At 36.5% G+C, this 19,343-nt stretch carries 14 protein-coding genes; 8 read left to right on the top strand and 6 right to left on the bottom strand.

Annotation, left to right across the window (positions count from 1 at the left end; genetic code table 11):
* Positions 1–2 precede the first annotated feature (2 nt).
* From AC6CHK_RS02275 to AC6CHK_RS02255, 5 genes are all read right to left on the bottom strand, one after another.
* On the bottom strand, positions 3–1,223 hold the full coding sequence (locus AC6CHK_RS02275) for an aminotransferase class V-fold PLP-dependent enzyme (protein WP_498093153.1): 1,221 nt from the start codon (positions 1,221–1,223) through the stop codon (positions 3–5).
* Positions 1,224–1,382: 159 nt separating this feature from the next.
* The gene (locus AC6CHK_RS02270) at positions 1,383–2,021 is read right to left on the bottom strand and encodes a 50S ribosomal protein L25/general stress protein Ctc (protein ID WP_498093151.1); all 639 of its coding nucleotides are present in this window, start codon (positions 2,019–2,021) and stop codon (positions 1,383–1,385) included.
* A gap of 55 nt (positions 2,022–2,076) precedes the next feature.
* Complete coding sequence (locus AC6CHK_RS02265) at positions 2,077–3,015, bottom strand: ribose-phosphate pyrophosphokinase (RefSeq protein WP_498093149.1); 939 nt, start codon at positions 3,013–3,015, stop codon at positions 2,077–2,079.
* A gap of 84 nt (positions 3,016–3,099) precedes the next feature.
* Positions 3,100–4,530: an SGNH/GDSL hydrolase family protein gene (locus tag AC6CHK_RS02260; protein ID WP_498093147.1), complete on the bottom strand. Its 1,431-nt coding sequence runs from the start codon at positions 4,528–4,530 to the stop codon at positions 3,100–3,102.
* 9 nt (positions 4,531–4,539) lie between these two features.
* A complete protein-coding gene (locus tag AC6CHK_RS02255; protein ID WP_498093146.1) occupies positions 4,540–5,778 on the bottom strand; it encodes an OmpP1/FadL family transporter in 1,239 nt (412 codons plus the stop codon).
* A gap of 277 nt (positions 5,779–6,055) precedes the next feature.
* On the opposite strand from AC6CHK_RS02255, the gene AC6CHK_RS02250 reads away from it, so the two are divergent.
* From AC6CHK_RS02250 to AC6CHK_RS02225, 6 genes are all read left to right on the top strand, one after another.
* A complete protein-coding gene (locus AC6CHK_RS02250; RefSeq protein ID WP_498093144.1) occupies positions 6,056–7,465 on the top strand; it encodes a PSP1 domain-containing protein in 1,410 nt (469 codons plus the stop codon).
* Positions 7,458–7,919 (top strand): gliding motility lipoprotein GldH, encoded by a 462-nt coding sequence (locus AC6CHK_RS02245; protein WP_498093142.1) that lies wholly within the window; start codon positions 7,458–7,460, stop codon positions 7,917–7,919. Before AC6CHK_RS02250 ends, AC6CHK_RS02245 begins: the two co-directional genes overlap by 8 nt.
* Positions 7,920–7,927: 8 nt before the next feature.
* Positions 7,928–10,297 carry a transglycosylase domain-containing protein gene (locus tag AC6CHK_RS02240; protein WP_498093140.1) on the top strand — a complete coding sequence of 790 codons (2,370 nt, stop codon included), beginning with the start codon at positions 7,928–7,930 and terminating at the stop codon, positions 10,295–10,297.
* 78 nt (positions 10,298–10,375) lie between these two features.
* On the top strand, positions 10,376–11,917 hold the full coding sequence (locus tag AC6CHK_RS02235; protein WP_498093138.1) for a protein adenylyltransferase SelO: 1,542 nt from the start codon (positions 10,376–10,378) through the stop codon (positions 11,915–11,917).
* A gap of 71 nt (positions 11,918–11,988) precedes the next feature.
* Positions 11,989–12,795: a T9SS type A sorting domain-containing protein gene (locus AC6CHK_RS02230; RefSeq protein WP_498093136.1), complete on the top strand. Its 807-nt coding sequence runs from the start codon at positions 11,989–11,991 to the stop codon at positions 12,793–12,795.
* Positions 12,796–12,872: 77 nt separating this feature from the next.
* Complete coding sequence (locus AC6CHK_RS02225; protein WP_498093134.1) at positions 12,873–14,147, top strand: DUF6080 domain-containing protein; 1,275 nt, start codon at positions 12,873–12,875, stop codon at positions 14,145–14,147.
* Between the two features lie 54 nt (positions 14,148–14,201).
* On the opposite strand, the gene AC6CHK_RS02220 is transcribed toward AC6CHK_RS02225, so the two are convergent.
* Positions 14,202–14,732, bottom strand: a complete 531-nt coding sequence (locus AC6CHK_RS02220; protein WP_498093132.1) for an SPOR domain-containing protein — start codon at positions 14,730–14,732, stop codon at positions 14,202–14,204.
* 183 nt (positions 14,733–14,915) lie between these two features.
* Between AC6CHK_RS02220 and AC6CHK_RS02215 the strand changes: the two genes are divergently transcribed.
* Positions 14,916–16,274, top strand: a complete 1,359-nt coding sequence (locus AC6CHK_RS02215) for a c-type cytochrome (RefSeq protein ID WP_498093131.1) — start codon at positions 14,916–14,918, stop codon at positions 16,272–16,274.
* Between the two features lie 24 nt (positions 16,275–16,298).
* A complete protein-coding gene (locus AC6CHK_RS02210; RefSeq protein WP_498093129.1) occupies positions 16,299–19,343 on the top strand; it encodes a TAT-variant-translocated molybdopterin oxidoreductase in 3,045 nt (1,014 codons plus the stop codon).

The following is a 19,343-nucleotide window of genomic DNA, read 5'->3' as shown; positions in this document are numbered from 1 at the left end:
ACTTACGCCAACATTCTTTGTGCTTTTTTCACACCTTCCACCAACAAATCAATTTCTTCAAACGTATTATAAACTGCAAAACTTGCACGAACGGTTCCGGCAATCGCGAAGAAATCCATGATTGGTTGCGTACAATGATGTCCTGTTCTTACCGCAATACCCATCTTATCGAGAATCATTCCCACATCCGAAGAAATACCGATGCCTTCCAGATTGAAAGAAACTACGCCTGTTCTGTTTGCTTTTTCGCCATACACTTTCAAACCTTCTATTTCCAAAAGCTGTTTTTGAGCGTAATCAAGTAATTTATTTTCGTGATTCTGTATCGTTGAATGACCAACTTTTTCTATAAAATCAACTGCTGCGCCTAAAGCTATATTTCCACCAACATTGGGCGTTCCTGCTTCATATTTAAAAGGCAAGGCCGCATAAGTAGTTCCGTCAAAAGAACAAGTTGCAATCATTTCTCCTCCGCCGTGAAAAGGTGGCAATTCTTCAAGAATTTCCTGCTTTCCGTATAAAATGCCGGTTCCCATCGGAGCATACATTTTATGGCCTGAAAATACAAAGAAATCGCAATCCAAAGCCTGAACGTCAATTTTAAAATGCGGTGCCGACTGAGCTCCGTCAATGACAATATAGGCGTTTGAGTTTTTTCTTGTTTTAGCAATAATTTCTTCAATCGGATTTACAATTCCCAAAGCATTTGAAACGTGATTTACAGATACAACCTTCGTTTTTTCGTTTAAAAACTGATCCAAATAATCTAGTTGAAGAATTCCGTTTTCATCAATCGGAATTACACGAAGTTTTGCTCCGGTTCTTTCGCAAAGCAATTGCCACGGAACGATATTCGAATGATGCTCCAAATAAGAAATGATAATCTCATCATCTTTTTTTAATTTCTGAGTTAAAATATAAGAGATGAGGTTTATTCCTTCCGTTGTTCCTTTTGTGAAGATCACTTCAAAATCATACTTTGCATTAATAAATTTTTGGATTTTTCTTCTTGAAAGCTCCATTTCTTCGGTAGCCAACTGACTTAAAGTATGAATTCCACGGTGAACATTAGCATTAAGCTCTGTATAATATTGATTCCAAACTTCTAAAACCGAATTTGGCTTCTGGGATGTCGCTGCATTGTCTAAGTAAACCAATGGCTTACCGTTCACTTCCTGATTTAATATAGAAAACTGACTTCTTATTTCTTGAATGTCAAACATTTATTAAAATTTTTATTTAAAGCTCCTTTATTTAGAACGCCTCAAATTTACGCCTTTTTTCCGAAAAGAATTGGACCTAAAAACATGATAGATTTAATCTAAAAAACAAAAACCTGCCAAATAAATTGACAGGTTTTATATTGTGATTAAGAAAATTTCTTATTCAGCTGCTGCTTCTTCAGTTGCAGGAGCTCCTCCTTCAGCTACAACTTCTTCTTCATCGTCATCATCAGCCGTTGCACCACCTTTCGCAGCATTTCTAGACATTTTAACAGCTACTACAACTGCATTGTCTGGATGTACGAAAGAATAACCTTCAGTTTTGATACCTCCAACATAAAGTTTGTTACCAATTTTAAGAGAAGTAATATCTACTACGATCTCATCCGGCAAGTTTGCAGGAATAGCTTTTACTTTCAACTTTCTGAAAGACTGACGTAAAACACCACCAGCTACAACACCTTTAGAACGACCTGTAACTCTTACCGGAACCTCCATAACAACTGGCTTATCATCAGATAGTTGATAGAAATCTGCGTGAAGAATTTTGTCTGTAATCGGGTGGAACTGAATATCCTGAAGAACCGCAGGAATTACCTGCCCGTCAACCTCAATAGATACCGTGTGTGCTTCAGGAGTATATACCAAACCTTTGAAAGCTTTCTCTGCTGCAGAGAAGTTCAATGGCTCGCCACCTCCGTAAACAACACAAGGAACTAATTCAGCATCACGTAAAGCTTTTGTCGACTTTTTGCCCACGCTTTCTCTTTTTGTACCTTGAATTGTAATTGATTTCATTTATAAATAATTTAAAAAAATTTTAGATTTTAATTTGCAAAACATTAATTATCAATTAGATAACAAACTTACTGCTAATTGACTGATGCTCGTGTACCATCTTCATAACGTCAGCAAATAATGGGGCGCAAGATAGCACTTTTATTTTAGATGACAAGCCATTTTTTACAGGAATTGAGTCAGTTACAATAACTTCCAGCAATTGTGAGCTCTCAATATTGTCATAAGCCTTTCCTGAAAGTACTCCGTGAGTCGCCATTGCTCTTACAGATTTTGCTCCTTTTTCCATCAGGATATCTGCAGCTTTGCAAAGCGTTCCTGCAGTATCAATCATGTCATCGATAAGAATTACGTTTTTACCTTCAACATCTCCAATAAGGAACATTTCTTCTACAACGTTTGCTTTTTTTCTTTCTTTATAAGCAATTACTACGTCGGCTCCAATGTGACCAGCATAGTTTTTTGCTCTTTTTGCACCTCCCATATCCGGAGAAGCAATCGTAAGATTATCCAGATTAAGATTTTTGATATAATCTACAAAAATTGTAGAGGCATACAAATGATCCACAGGAATTTCGAAGAATCCCTGAATCTGATCCGCATGCAGATCCATCGTCATAATTCTCGTTGCTCCGGCAGCAGTTAAAAGATTTGCCACCAATTTTGCCCCAATAGGTGCTCTTGGCTTGTCTTTTCTGTCTTGTCTTGCAAGTCCAAAGTAAGGAAGTACAACAGTAATGCTTTTCGCAGAAGCTCTTTTCGCAGCGTCAATCATTAGAAGAAGTTCTAAAAGATTATCCGCCGGTGGAAATGTAGATCCGATTAGGAAAACCCTTCCTCCTCTTACAGATTCGTCCAAAACAGGTTCAAATTCCCCGTCACTGAACTCCTGAAAGTTGATTTTCCCTAATTCTTTCCCATAATACTGGGCAATTTTTTCTGCTAGGTCCTTACTCGTCCTTGTAGAAAATAGATAACTTAACTGATCGGCCATTTTTACTTTTTAAAAGATTTGCAAATTTAAAAAAAAACCACAAGAATAAGTCTTGTGGTTTCTTTTTTTTATTTTTCTCCCTTTTTATGGGAATGTAACCCCTGAATATTTATTTGGATCTACCTGAGGCAATGTAGATTTATATTTCATGTTTATTGCTTTGATAAATTCATTGGCAACAATTGCGTAACCCCTTCCTGTAAGGTGAACTCCGTCTAAAGAGAAAGTACCGCCTGTTACAAATGTGGCTGTATATTTCACTCCATTCCATGAAATTCCTGATTTAGAATTTAATTCAACCATTTTCGCATTCATATCAACAAAAGCAAGACCTTTCGATTCTGCCAGAGATTTAATTGTAGTATTATATGCCGCTGTAGCTGTTAATACTTTAGCCGCCTCGGCTTCTGTAAGTACCAACTTGTCTTCCAAAGGACTTGAAGTTCCTCCACCTGTCGTAAGAACAGCACTTGCCGTTAATAATATATAATCTTTTGCAGTAGTCTGTCTAAGTTTCGGAAGCCCCGGTACCGCTGTTAAATCCTTATCTGATATTACAGCTCCATTGGCAACAGCTCCAGCCGTGAATTTGATTAATCTTTTCTGATATTCCGCATCATTGATCGCTCCTAAGGATTTTGCCTGAGCCAATCCTGCATTATATGATGCATAAGCACTACTTAACTGAGTAACTTGTGCGTTTGTAAGGTTTGCGAGCGGCATAGATGGCACCCTTGTAAAGAAAGGGACACTGGTAACATTTGGAATATTTGCAACAACACCTTTTCTTGTGGTACCAGCAGGAAATATTGTACCAACTAAAGCTGTATAAGTATTTGTAAACCCTACGCCCACAGCTCCATCAACAGGAGTGATAGGATTGCTTCCATCTCCACCACTTGTTGCATATCCTAAAACGTCATTATTTCCAATCCATAATGAAACAAAAGTTGGATTTTGAGCTAAGGCGTCACCTACAACAGATGCAGTAGTTGAAGAAGCAAATCTTACAAAGTATGGGTTTGCAAGACCTATCGGAAGTCCAGCTTGATTCCCATAACCCGGAGCCAACAAATGTGAAACTTTAGCACCCGGAACTCCCATGTTTTGGTATGGGCCTCCGGAAACAACATTATCTAAAGCAGCAGCAGGAGCTGAAGGTACGGGAGATAAAGAACCATTTACCATAGTTAAGTTAAGTTTCCCTGGGAAACCAGGCAATCCAATAAATCCTCCTGTATTATTTGGCATTAAAGGTTGTTTAAACTCTCCTCCTCCTGCAAGTTTCATCTGCATTGCGATCATACTTGGAAAAGATTCATTCTGTCCGTCTAAGTAAAGAGCCCCATCTCTGTAACCTGAAGTTAAAGAATTACCTAGAGCAACATATTTAGTAAAATCTGCTTCACCCTTGGTTACGGCAATGTCCTGTACGTCTGTATCAAAATCTGTTTCGCAGCTTGTTGTGAAAAACAACGCCGAAACAGCAAGTGTAGATATTATTATTTTTTTCATAATTTCAAATTAAAAAGGATTGTAAGATAAACCTAAACCAAAGTAAAACGCTTTTGCTTTTGCTTGTCCGTAAAAGCCAAGGTAATCGTTTTTCACATCTCTGCTTTGCGGCATAACATATCCACCGGCAACATCAACTCCGAATTGCTTAAATTTAAATCCTAAACCTCCCGTAAGTACAAAAGAATCGAAAGAAGGCGTTTCAGGGATAAAGTTTTCATCATCATAAGGAGATTCATCATAATAAGCTCCTAAACGTCCAAACACCATATTGCTGAACATATATTGAGTTCCCAATCTGAATGTTTTCGAGTTTTTAAAGTTTTTAGGCGCAACAAGCACGGTAGGATCAGCCTGATTTCCGATTGGAGCATTCTCAAAATCCAATGTCAGCTGGCTGTATCTTTCCCAACCATGATAATTAAAGTCCGCAGAGATTAACCATTTTGGAGTTACTTTGTAGGTCAAACCAATCGTATATTCTTCAACAAGCGGTAAAGTAGCAGTAAAGCCGTCTTGTCCTGCTGCATTTAAACCCAATAAACCGTTGATTGTATTCTGCGCCGGAAATTTGAAAGTCGCTGTTCCCTCTTTTGCTTTCATATCAACAGCCGAACGGTATGCAATACTTACATCAAGCTTTTCATCCGGTCTGAAATAGAAACCAAAACCAAAGCCATGACCACTTGCTTTTTCGTCATTAATATTTACAGTTCCTCCAAATTGGGTTACTGCTTTATCCCAGTTTACTTTTCCTTTAGCATAAATATAACTTGCCCCGAAAGACAGCCAATCTGACATTTTCACAGAAACCATGGGTTGGAAATAAAAACTTTTTAATTCTAATTTTTGCACCATTTCTCTTCCTTCCCAATCGTAAGGATACTGAATTGTACTTCCGAAAGGTGTGGAAAAACTAAAACCTATTGATAATTTATCGATAGGCTTATAAGCTACGGCAGCATAAATAGGCGTTCCTATAGGATTATCTGTTTCTGTACTCTGTAAAGTATTTAAATTCTGAAAAGTAACTTTATTACTCGCTCCAAAACCTCCTGCAACGATACTCAATTTTGAAGGAATGAATGACATACCTGCCGGGTTAAAGAATGCAACACTCGCATCTTCAGCATGAGCACTGGTATGTGCCATTGCCAATTGCTTTACCCCTTGCAACGAAACCCTAAAGCCTCCCGCATAAGATAAAACCCCAGCCAACAAAGCAGTTGATACTAATATTTTTTTCATAGACTATTATTATATAAGTCAAATATAAAATTATTTTAAATACACTTGTTAATAATTCTTAATATTTTAAACATTACCTTAAAAGAAAATTATGTTTAAAATAGCACTTTAGAAAAACGGCTGATTAAGTAGCTATTTATAAACCAATTAAGGGAAAAACAATTAATATTTCAGATTTTTGTTTAATGTTAAACATTTGAGGAAATTAATATTTCCTATTTTTGGAATTATATAAAGATAAAAATCAATAAATTTGCAAGATTAAATAAATTATAATATGAGTTGTGGATGCAAAACATCCGGCGATTCTGCACATTCTTGCGGAACGAAATCCGCGAATGGTTGTGAAAGTGTAAATACCTGTGGTAATAGTTATAAATTAAGTGTTTTCGATTGGTTATCTAACGTTCAGAATCCTGCACCCAACAGGTGTGATTTTGTGGAAGTTAGGTTTAAAAATGACAGAAAATCATTTTATAAAAATGTAAACAATATTCCTTTACATATAGGTAGCGTAGTAACAGTAGAATCTAGCCCCGGACACGATGTAGGTGTGGTAAGTCTCACCGGAGAATTAGTGAAAATTCAGATGAAAAAGAAAAAGTTTTCAGATGAAGGATCATTCAAAATATACAGATTGGCCAACCAAAAGGACATAGAAGTCTGGCAGGAAGCCCGAAAAAAAGAAGAAAGCGTAAAAATTGAAGCCCGAAAAATATCTCACAGAATTGGTCTTGAAATGAAGATCACAGACGTGGAATATCAGGGCGATGCCTCAAAAATTACTTTTTATTACACCGCTGATAACCGAGTGGATTTCAGACTGTTAATAAAAGAATTTGCAGGAACTTTCAGGACGAAAATCGATATGAAGCAGATCGGTTTCAGACAGGAAGCCGCAAAAATCGGTGGGATTGGCTCGTGCGGAAGAGAATTGTGCTGTTCGACATGGTTGACAGATTTCAGGTCGGTAAACACGAATGTAGCAAGATACCAGCAATTAAGCATCAATCCTCAGAAGTTAGCGGGACAATGCGGAAAACTGAAATGCTGTTTGAACTATGAATTAGACAGTTATTTGGATGCGTTAAGTCATTTCCCTTCTTCATCTACAATGTTGGACACGGAAAAAGGAAGAGCTTTTTGTATAAAAATCGATGTTTTCAAAAAGAAAATGTGGTTTGCTTACGTTGATAGTTCAATGGCTTGGTATGATTTTGATATCGATTTAGTTAAAAAACTAATTACACAAAACAAAAAAGGCGAAAGAATACTTCCGCTTGAAGATTTGAAGGTGCCGGATATCGCTTTGCCAAGTGTAGATCTTATTCAGGAGAACAATGTTGATAGATTTGAAAAGAAAGGCAGAGGAGGTTTCAACAAAAACAGAAATCAAAATCAGAATCAGGGACCGAGAAAAGATCGTCCGGAAAGGAATGACAGAAGTGACAGACCTCAAAAAACTGATCGCCCAGCAACTGAAAGGCCGGCAAATTCTGACAGACCAAGAAATACAAACCCGAATGCAAAGCCTAATCAGAACCCAAACCAGCGTCCGCCAAAGCAGCAACAGCCAAAGGTTCAGTTAGAAAAAACTGAGGCTAATGTAAATCCTGAGCAGAAACCACAACCTCCAAAAAAGAAATTTAAAAAGAAATTTCCGCCCAAAAAAGACAACGATGCATAAAGTTTTAGGTTTATTAATGTTTATTTTTTTATTCGGATGCAGCACTTCAGGCGAAGATGTGATCATGAATCCTATTGATAATAAATGGAATAAGAAAACCGAACAAAAATTTAAACTTGAAATTACGGATCCTCAAAATCCTAAAAATATTATATTTGTTGTACGGAATAATAATGAATATCCTTACAGCAATATCAGATTTATTGTTAATTTTAAAAACCCGAAAAGCAAAATCTCTCAGGTTGACACGCTGAACTACATTCTTGCAAAACCGAATGGAGAATGGCTTGGAACAGGTTTTGGCGAGGTGAAGGAAACTTTATTTCAATATAAAACAAATTATAAATTTCCGGAAAAAGGAACCTATGAAGTTGGCGTCATGCAGGCAATGAGAAACGAAAACCTTCCGGGAATTGAAGATATAGGTATAAAAGTAGAAACGGCAAAACCGTAATTATACACATGGAAGAAAATAAAAAAAATACAGGAAATCGCGGGAAAACTTTTCCTCTTCCTCCTAAAAAAAATAACTCATGGAAAAAGTGGGTGAAATTTATCTGGATTGGCCTTATCGCTGTAGTTTTAGGAATTTCATCTCTTTTCTTCGCTGTTTCCCAAGGCTTTCTTGGTGAAATGCCCGATGTGAAAGAGCTTGAAAACCCTGATATTTTTGTGGCCTCAGAAATCATCTCTTCTGACGGAGTAATTTTGGGCAAATTCGAGAAAGAAAAAACCCAGCCAATTGAATACAAAGACCTTCCTCCTTATTTGATCTATGCCCTCCAGGCAAAAGAAGATGAGCGTTTTAAGGAACATTCCGGTATCGATTTGCAATCCGTTGTAAGAGCAGTAGCTTATGGAGGTAAAAGAGGTGGTGGTTCTACCATTACCCAACAGCTTGCCAAATTATTATTTACCGGCGGAGCATCTCAGAATAAAGTACAAAGAGCCTTTCAAAAGCTTAAGGAATGGGTAGTTGCAGTAAGTTTGGAAAGAAGATACACAAAAGAAGAAATAATAACATTATATTTCAACAAGTTTGATTTTCTATACAACGCCAACGGTATAGAAATGGCATCAAAAATATATTTTAACAAAACAACCAAAGAACTTACGCTTCCGGAGGCTGCCATGTTTGTAGCGATGCTCGAAAATCCCGTTAAAAATAATCCGATGAGAAATAGTGAAAGGGCTAAACTCAGAAGAGATGTTGTTTTGGAACAAATGTTAAAGACAGGATATATCGACCAGACGACTTATGATAAGGCAGTTTCAACAGAAATATCAATTGACTATCATCCTATTAAAAACATTAATGATGATTATTCTGCTTATTACAAATTTTACCTGAAAAAAGAAATTGACAAGTATCTTGTTGATTACGAAAAAGAAACAGGTAAAAAAATGAACCTTTATAAAGACGGCCTTAAAATATTCGTAACCTTAGATTCTAAAATGCAAAAATATGCCGAGGAATCTATTAAAGAACATTTAACAGATCTTCAGAAAAGATTTGATAATGAACAGCGAGGTAGAAAAAACAGACCATTCTATTATATTGATGATAAGCAGGTAAATAACATTATGATGCAGGCCGTAAAAAGAACAGGCCGCTATAAACAGCTTGAAAGAGCCGGCGTGTCTCAAGATTCTATAATAATGGAATTCAAGAAGCCTATAAAAATGTCCCGTTTTACTTGGAACGGAGAAGAAGAGGTGGAAATGTCTCCTTGGGATTCTATCAGATATCACAAACAAATTGCACAAGCCGGCTTAATGTCTATGGTTCCCGGAACAGGAGAAATCAAAGCTTGGGTTGGCGGGATCAACTGGCAGCATTTCCAATATGATCATATCAAGCAAGGAAAAAGACAGGTTGGTTCAACATTTAAGCCTTTTGTATATGCAACAGCTATTATGAAATTAGGTTTAACACCATGTTCCACGATTTCAAATGCGAGCTTCAACAAAGGAAGTTATCATGTTCCCGGAAGAGGCGGTATGCTTACTTTAAAAGACGCTTTAGCACATTCTCAAAACCCTGTGGCGCTTCGCCTTGCTGAGATGGCAGGTACGAAAAGTGTTATTCAGACTGCACGAGATTTGGGTGTTACAGAAGAAATTTCTACCAGTTTGCCAATGGCTTTAGGTACATCAGATATTACGATTTACGAAATGTTGGGTGCTTACAGTACTTTTGCTAATTATGGTAATTACAATAAACCCGAAATGATCTGGAGAATTGAAGATGCAAACGGAAGGGTAATCAAAGAAGTAAATGCAGAGCCAAAAGAAGTAATGAATCCAAACTACGCTTACACCATGATCGAACTGATGAAAGGTGTTGCCCAATACGGAACAGCTTCGGGTGAACTTGGAAGAAAAGGTGTTTCAAAAGATATAGAAATTGCCGGTAAAACAGGAACAACGCAGAACAACTCAGACGGTTGGTTTATGGGGATCACTCCAAAATTGGCTACCGGAACATGGGTTGGCTGGGAAGACAGAGCGACTCACTTCTACGGAACGGGCGAAGGACAAGGTGCAAAAATGGCATTACCAATTTGGGCTATTTTTATGAAAAAAGTTTGGGCAGACAAAAGCCTGAAAATTTCTCCTGACGATAAATTTATAAAACCTACCGACTGGAAAGACGGATGTACCAATTTGCAAGGACTCAGAGGCGGATATGGTGATGATGGCGGACTTCAGACTATTGATGAAATTAAAAATCCAAGACCTGTAGAGCCAACACAAAAGAATCCTGGCAAAAAAGAAGAAAATGTAAACGAAAACCTCAATACAAGCGAAGATATAGATTTTAATAAATAAAAATTCTTATCATAATCATAAGGCCTTTCAATGATTGAAAGGCCTTTTTTTTGCTTTGTTTTAATATATTTGAATATTATGAATCTTAAGAATATTACACAGCCTTTTATAGAAATTTTTCCGGGAGATCTTTCCAGAAACCCTGTTCAGAGAGCAACTCCAAAAGTTCTGTTTGCTACCATTGATCCGGTTGGATTTGATCATCCGGAATTAATTGTTTTTAACGAAAAACATTCCGAAGAAATAGGTTTAGGCCAACTTGAAGAAAAAGATATTGATTTTCTTGTCGGAAATAATTTACCTGAAAATATAAAGACTTATGCCACAGCCTATGCAGGACATCAGTTTGGAAACTGGGCGGGACAGTTGGGTGATGGAAGAGCAATTTTGGCGGGAGAAATCGCCAACGAAAAAGGTGAAAAAACAGAAATCCAGTGGAAAGGCGCTGGCGCAACACCATATTCAAGACATGCAGACGGAAGAGCAGTTTTAAGATCATCGGTTCGCGAATATCTGATGAGCGAGGCCATGCATCATTTAGGAATTCCGACAACAAGAGGCTTAAGTTTATGCTTTACAGGTGAAAAAGTAGTTCGTGATATGATGTACAGCGGAAATCCTCAGGAAGAAAAAGGCGCCGTAATCATAAGAACAGCAGAAAGTTTTTTGCGATTCGGTCATTTCGAATTGATGTCTGCCCAAAAAGAAATCGGAACCTTACAAAAGCTTACAGATTTTACTATTAAAAATTATTTTCAAAACATCACTTCCGAAGGTGAACAAAAATATAAGGATTTCTTCCAAGAAGTTTGTACTAAAACGGCAGATTTAATGGTTGAATGGTTCAGAGTAGGTTTCGTACACGGCGTGATGAATACCGATAATATGTCGATTCTTAGTTTGACTATTGATTATGGCCCATTTTCTATGATGGATGAGTATGATCTTAATTTCACTCCAAACACAACAGATTTACCCGGAAGACGATATGCTTTCGGAAAGCAGGGACAAATCTCGCAATGGAATCTTTGGCAGCTCGCCAATGCACTTTTTCCTTTAATAAAAGATGAAAAGTTCCTTGAAGAAACTTTAAACAGCTACGGAAATTATTTTTGGGAAGCTCATGATAAAATGCTTTGCAAAAAATTTGGTTTTGATAAAATGCAGCAAACAGATGAAGAACTTTTCACAAACTGGCAAGGGCTTATGCAGGAACTTCAGTTTGATTATACTTTGTTTTTTAATTTATTGGAAAAATTGGACAACATATCTGATGTAAAGAAAGATTTTCAGGAAATTTCATACGGTTTTTTAGATGAAACAAAACTAAAAAAGCTTGAAGATTTTATAGCTAAATATAAGTTGCGACTTGAAAAAAACACAATTTCAAAAGGTGAATCTTTAGCTTTAATGAAAAAAACAAATCCTAAATTCCTACTTAGAAATTATCTCCTTTTTGAATGCATTGAAGAAATCAACAACGAAAAAAAAGATATGCTTGAAAAACTGACAAAAGCATTGGAAAACCCTTATGAAGAAGTTTTTCCTGAGTTTTCAGTGAGAAGACCTTCAGGCTATGACGACGTTTCAGGATGTTCGATGTTATCATGTAGCTCATAATATTAATTTATTGTTGCGTAATTAATAAAATAATTATAATTTAGTTACATAATTACAATAAATTTAATGTTATGAAAACAAAACTATTTTTGATTTTATTATTGTCGGCTTTCTTTTCAAAAGCTCAGGTTTTAACAGAAACATTTCAAGGAACAGTATTTCCTCCTTCAGGATGGACGACTGGTACTACACAACCAACCAGACCATGGGGGTTTACCACTGTAATTTTCAATACTGCCGGGCAAACAACATTTAATATTACCGGAGGAAAATCAGCAGGTATTGGCTGGATCGCAGGAGCAAATGACGCTCATTTAACTAGCCCTAGTTTTAGTCTTGCAGGTTTTGCGTCTGCTTCACTGACATTTAAGGCAAAAATAGGATATGAATACATGGTGGCCCCAAATCCAAACGGTGACCTGAAAGTTGAAGTTTCTACCAATGGATCCACCTGGACTCAAGTATGGGTTGAGGAAAATTACGGTCTTTATACAGACTATGAAACTTTAAATATCACAGTAAACTTAACCCCTTATGTTGGGCAAACTAACGTAAAGATAAGATTCCGCTATGTAGCGACCGATGCTGACAGTTTATCACTTGATGATGTTGTGGTGACGGGATCAGCAACGCTTGCAACTGCTGAAGCATCAAAATCAAAAACAACAAGCATTTATCCAAACCCGACGAAAGGAGAAATCACCATTAAAACTGATAAAAAGATAAAATCTTCTACAATAGTTGATTTTTCGGGTAAATCAGTTTTAAAAACGGATTCGAAAAAAGTAAATATGTCATCTCTTCCAAAAGGAACCTATTTAATGAATATCGAATTTGAAGACGGAAGCACGTCTACCGAAAAAATAATTAAGGATTAAAATTTATTCTTACCAATTATTATAAACTCACCGGATTTCGGTGAGTTTTTTATTTTATTTTTGCAGAAAATTAAACCGTGTCTATAAAATCAAAATTTATAAACTTTTTTAAAATAGTTTTTCCATCAACCTTTATTGAATTGGGAATTTTTATATTTTTCCTTGTGGCTTACGGTATTTTAGGCTCGTACATTGCTATTAATTACAGAATTATTTTTGACAGCAGAATTCCCTGGGACGCTTATTTTAGCTTTGACAATAAGGCAATCGTAATGACCGGAGGAAGCTTTGAAAGACATCCGCTTTCTTATTATTTTTTCAATTGGATCAGAGAATTTGCTTTGTTATTTACAAATGGTAAAACTGATGTGAATTTTCGCCTGATTCTGGCATGGATGAGCAATATAATAATCAGCTTAAGTTTGGTTCAGGTTTTTAAATATCTAAAAAATATCGTCAATTTACCTTTGATGATAAGTTTATTAATTGTTTTCTTTTTCAGTATTTTTTCGACAAACATTCTGCTTTCATTCACTCCTGAAACCTATACTTATACTTTATTTTTGTTGATTTTATTTAATTATTACACAGCAATTAAATTCAAAAAAGACGGTAAAATTGCCGGTTCGGCTCTTGTTTTGGGCGCAATTACAATTGGCGGACTTACGGTGACCAACATTGTGAAGGTCTTTATACCTGTAATTTTCGAAAAAAACTTGTTTAAAAGCTGGAAAAAATTTGGAAATGCTGTGTTTAGGGTTGCCCTTTCGTGTGTGGTTTTTATTCTTTTATATTTAAACAGAATTGATTTTAAATACCAAAATATTCTTTCAAAATCCGGCCAGCAATATGAAAAATTTTCCAATGTAAAATCGACTCCGATTTGGGACATGATTTACTCTTACTTTTTCGGCGGAAATATCCTTTTTCCGAGTTTTTTCATTCGTGAAAAACACAATATGAAAGGGTTTTATTTTAAGGCGGTTTTCATGGAAGTTTATTCGTCTTTATTTCCTTATGTTTTTATCGGAATAATTTTGATCTTAATTCTTTGGAGTTATTTCAAGAACTTTAAAAACAGGCTTATACAGGTATTAATGCTTTCTTTTTTTGTTGACATTTTGATTCATTGCATCTTCAGATTTGGGCTTCACACTTCTTACATCTACGGCGGACACTTTATTTTTGTGTATCCTTTTATGCTTGGCTGGCTGTTTTTTGCCTATAAAAATTCTCCAAAAAAAATGTCTTTTCTTTTATTGGTAATCGGCATTTTGTGCGTCTATTTGCTGCTCAATAATTATCATAGAATGATTGATTTTTTTAGCTTTTTAAATCAATATTACCAATAAAAAAAGTGCTGAGAATTTATTTTTTTCTCAGCACTTTTTATTTATATAAAATCTTTATTTTGCTTCTGCACAGAAAATTCTGTACTGTATCGCAATTGCAGATTTGAAATATTCTCTCACTCTCGAAAGATCCGCGGAAGCACTTTGTTTCGTAAAATAACTTCCGGCAAGAATTTTATAATTCGGTCTTAAAGAAGCATCTGTTTCAACTTTCAGATTTGGGAATCTTTTTCTGAAATAAGCTTTCACTTCATTCGCTTCATCATTGCTTTTCACCGTTGTAATCTGAATTTTATATCCTAAAATTCTAGGATTTTTCCTACAAATCTCAGCATTGGTCAATTCTCTGCTGGGAACATAAATTTTGGCAGGCCTTGTTGGTGCTTCTTCATTATCCGATGAATTATTTACAGCCACTCTTGCACATTTCTCTTCCAGATTGGCCATTGCATCATTCACACGGGAATCCATCGTCATGATAAGTTCAGTCCCGGACAAGGTATCTTTCTTTACAACCTGTTGGGCTTCAACAGTATAAAATCCTAAGAAAGAAAACAGCGAAAATATTTTAATGAAATTTCTCATTTAAACTTGTTTCTGCAAATTTATAATATTTAAAAAATATAGCAACCATAGTTATTTAGAATAATTACAAATTAAACGGAAATGACATTTTCCCTTTTGCTTATGCCGTTAAATTCCTGTTAAAAATATTATTTTTGCGGAATTGATTACAGTTTCAATATTTACTAACATAAGATAATTTAAATGATTAGTTGGAGAAAGCATTACAAAAAAGGGCTGATTGCAATAGGTTTATTGTTATCGACAAGTGCTTCAATTTACGGGCAAGATGGCGATCCTAAAAATGGCGAAAAACTTTTTAAGGCAAATTGTACGGCATGTCACGCTTTGGATAAACAAGTTATCGGGCCTGCGCTGGGAGGTGTGGTAGACAGACTTAAAACTGAGCAAGGACTAGATACAGATTGGCTGCACAAGTGGATCAAGGATAACAAATCTCTCAGAGCTTCTGGTGATAAATATGCCAATGAAATTTTTGAAAAATTCAACAAGACTGAAATGCAGGTCTTTCCAAATCTTACAGATAAGGATGTTGACGACATTTTAGCTTATACAACTAATCCTCCGGCACCAGAGCCGGCTGCTGATCCTGCCGCTGCAACAGCTACAGATGCCGCCGCAAACGCACCAGCAGACAAAACAACTACAAATATTGTTATTATTTCACTTTTAGCTATTGCAGGTCTTTTAGTTTGGATCTTAATCAAACTAAGACAGCTGGTTAAATTGGGACAATCAGAAGATTTAGCCGGACTTAATGAGTCAAGAGTAAAATCTTTCAGTGAAATCTATGAAAAATATCACTACATTGGTAAAGGATTATTAGCCGTTCTAGCTATTTTAGCGATGTATGGAGTCTGGAACTGGATCATGTGGATCGGTGTTTACAAAGGATATAAGCCTGAACAGCCTATTTATTTCTCTCACAAAATCCACGCTGGAGAACAAAAAATCGATTGTCAATTGTGTCACTCAAGTGCAAAATATGGTAAGGTTTCTGAAATTCCTTCTATGAACGTTTGTATGAACTGTCACAGAACAATCTCCGAATACAACGGTAAATATCTTGAGCCAGGAAAAGACAAAGCATTCTATGACGGAGAAATCCAAAAAATATATGCCGCAACAGGTTGGGATCCTGAAAAACAACAATACACAGGAAAAACAACCCCTGTAGAATGGACAAGAATCCACAATATGCCGGATTTCGTTTACTTCAACCACTCTCAGCACGTAGTAGCAGGTGAGCAGGCGATTATCAATTCTTTCAATAAAAAGAATCCTGACAACAAAATTGATGTTGTATGTAAAGCATGTCACGGAAAAATTGATACAATGAATGTGGTACAAATGGCAAACGACTTCACTATGGGATGGTGTATCGAATGTCACAGAACTACTGAAGTTGATATGAACAACGGTTATAATAAAGAATACTTCAAAAATCTACACGAAAAGCTTAAAAAGCAATACCCTCAAGATGGCGGTAAGATTACGGTAGATGCGATTGGAGGTCTTGAGTGTGGTAAATGTCATTATTAATAACTAAAAAATTAGAAGTATAAAATGGCTTCAAACAAAATACAATTTAGAAGTATTCACGAACTTAAAGACCCAGCTTTGAATGGTAAGTTGGCACTTAAAGAGTTCCAAGAAGAAATTCCGGTAGAAGATTTCTTAGGAAATGCAGAAAAAAGTGATGCTAGTACAACAAGAAGAGATTTCTTAAAGTTATTGGGATTCTCTACTGCAGCAGTTACTTTAGCAGCTTGTGAGGCTCCGGTAATCAAAACAATTCCTTATGTGGTAAAGCCGCATGATATTATTCCGGGGGTTCCGAATTATTACGCTTCAACATATTTTGACGGTTACGATTTCGCAAGTGTTTTAGTAAAAACCAGAGAAGGAAGACCAATCAAAATTGATCCGAATCCGGCAGCCGGAGATTTAGGTAAAACTAATGCAAGAGCTCAGGCAAGTGTACTTTCTCTTTATGATAACGACAAAGTAAAACAGCCTAAACTTGAAGGAAAAAACGAAACTTTCGATAAAGTAGATGATTTTGTAATCAAAGGATTAAATGAAGCTCAGGCTTCAGGTAAGAGAATTGTCGTATTGTCTCACTCTTTTGCTTCACCTACATTCAAAAAACTATTTGCAGAATTTAAAGTAAAATATCCTGCCGCTGAGTTGGTAACTTATGATGCGATTCCTTACGCTGCTGCTTTAGATGCCGCACAGGAAGTATTCGGACAGAGAGCATTACCTGTTTATGACCTTAAGGGTTCTGAGTTGGTAGTGGGATTCCAGGCAGATTTCTTAGGAGAATACAACGCAGCAAGTTTAGAATCTTCTTACGCTGCTGCAAGAAAGCCGGGAACGAACATGTTGAGACACATTCAGGTGGAATCAAACATGTCATTAACTGGTGCTAATGCAGATTCAAGATACAGATTAAAGCCAAGCGCAGTAAACAAAACTTTGGTTGAAGTTTACAACGCAATCGTTGGAGGTGGCTCTTCAGATAAATTAGCTAACGAGATTGCTAAAGAATTATCCACAAAAGGCAGCAAAGCTGTTGTTTTCGCTGACGGCTCTAAAGGCGCACAGGTTTTAGCTCACTTAGTCAACCAAAAATTAGGTTCAGTAGCTTTCACTGGTAAAGCAAACTTCCTGAAAGAGTTTGACAAAGCAAGATTCCAGGAATTTTTAGGATGGGTAAATGCAGGGCAAGTTGGAGTATTAATTACCAACAACGTAGATCCTATTTATTCTTATCACAAAGGTCAGGATTTCAAAAAATCTTTAGCTAAAGTTCCTTATGTAATTGCAGTTACAGATAAGAAAAACGAAATGTATAAAGCAGCGAAAGCTGTGATTCCTGTAGCAAACTGGCTAGAATCTTGGGGTGACATGCAGCCTCAGTCGGGAGTTTATACATTAATGCAGCCAACGATCCAAAAGATCTACAAATCAAGACAGATTGAAGAGTCTTTATTGGTTTGGAAAAACGGTAAAAACAATGCTGCAAACAATTATTACGATTACTTAAAAGCGAATTCAGCTTCTCTGCTTGGAGGAACTTCATTCAACAAAGCTTTATATAATGGTGTTATTGCTTCCACTGATGCGACAACATTATCTTATGCAGGCGGAAACGCTGCACAAGCTGTTGCTGAACTAGGAAACTTTAAGCCTGCAGATTTAGAATTAGTTTTATATACAAAGACTTCAATCGGAGACGGAACGCAGGCAAACAACCCTTGGCTGCAGGAATTACCGGATCCGTTGACAAGAATGTCTTGGGATAATTATTTGACGATTTCTCCAAAAGATGCAGAAAGATTAGAAATAGAAAATGATCTGAATGCAAGAATGCAGTTGGACGGTTCTATCGTAAACCTTACTGTAAACGGAGTAACAATAGAAAATGTTCCTGTATTTATTCAGCCGGGTCAGGCAGACGGATCAGTAGGTCTTGCGCTTGGTTATGGTAAAAAAGATTCAGGAGCAACAGCAGATACAGGTGTAAATGCTTATCCTCTATTTGACGGATCAAACCTTACTGTTTCTAACGTTAAGATAGAAAAAACAGGTGAAAGCCACGAGTTTGCAGGTATTCAGCTTCAAAATACCTTAATGGGGCGTTATGAAATTGCTAAAGAAGTTCCTTTAACGGAATATTTAAATGTAGCATTCGATGACGAGCAGCACGGTTGGAACAAGCCTTTGGAATATCACACAATCAGCGGTGCACTTCCGGCGGGTAAAATTGACCTTTGGGATGCATTCGATGATACAGACGGGCCTCACTTTAACTTATCAATCGATCTAAACTCTTGTACAGGTTGTGGATCATGTATCATTGCTTGCCAGGCAGAGAACAACGTTCCTGTTGTAGGTAAAGAAGAGATCAGAATGTCCAGAGATATGTATTGGTTGAGGATCGACCGTTACTATTCTGCTAAAGAAACAATCGAAACTAAAGAAGGTGTTGAAAGAGGATTAAATGTTCCTCAGTTATATGATATTTTAATTCAGCCAAACGAAAGTCCTGATGTGATTTTCCAGCCGGTAATGTGTCAGCACTGTAACCACGCTCCTTGTGAAACTGTATGTCCGGTTGCGGCTACTTCACACGGTAAGCAAGGTCAAAACCACATGGCTTACAACAGATGTATCGGTACAAGATATTGTGCAAACAACTGCCCATACAAAGTAAGACGTTTCAACTGGTTTACATATAACTTAAATGACAAGTTCGATTTCAATATGAATAACGATCTTGGAAGAATGGTACTTAATCCTGATGTTGTTACAAGAACAAGAGGGGTGATGGAGAAATGTTCAATGTGTATCCAAATGACTCAAACTACTATTCTTGAAGCTAAAAAAGAGAACAGAGTGGTAAAAGACGGAGAATTCCAGACTGCATGTGCAAAAGCTTGTACTACAGGATCTATCCAGTTTGGAGACATGAATGACAAAGAATCTAAAGTGAGAGAATTGTATTCTAATAACAGAAGATATTATTTACTTGAAGAGATCGGAACAAAACCAAACGTGTTCTATCATACTAAAGTAAGAAACAGAGTAGAAAATAAAGTTTAA

It is taken from the genome of Chryseobacterium sp. GQ58 (assembly GCF_059758895.1).
The sequence above is the reverse complement of the archived record's forward strand: the minus strand, read 5'-3'. Positions and strand labels throughout refer to the sequence as shown.